Origin of the sequence: Yersinia sp. 1252 StPb PI (assembly GCF_048593885.1) — a bacterium.
Lineage (GTDB): Bacteria > Pseudomonadota > Gammaproteobacteria > Enterobacterales > Enterobacteriaceae > Yersinia > Yersinia enterocolitica_E.
Map to the genome: position 1 here is coordinate 1 of NZ_JAZGQE010000533.1, position 346 is coordinate 346.

Here is a 346-nt window from a genome sequence, read left to right on the forward strand (position 1 = left end):
ATGCCGATTGCCATATCAGTATAACCACTGAAATCAAAGTATAACTGGAATGTATAGCTAAGGCTGGTTAACCATGCATCTAACATTGTTAAATGTGATGAATTATCAAACCCATGATTAGCCCATATCGCGAATATATCTGCAATTATTATCTTTTTGAAAATCCCAATAGAGAAAATAAAAATACCAATCGAAATATTTCGATAGTTTTTTAGTAAGTTCCACTTTGATGTAAATTGTGGGATGATTTCTTTATGATAAGTTATTGGTCCCGAAAAAAGTTGTGGGAAGAAAGTTACAAATAGAAAGTAGTTCAATAAACTATAGTTACGTGTTCTTTCTTTAT

1 protein-coding gene is annotated in these 346 nt (G+C 30.6%); it reads right to left on the reverse strand.

The features are described 5' to 3' along the window. Positions 1 to 346, reverse strand: a 346-nt coding sequence (locus tag V2A85_RS24640) for an MBOAT family O-acyltransferase (RefSeq protein WP_420072683.1), incomplete at both ends; no start/stop codon positions are given.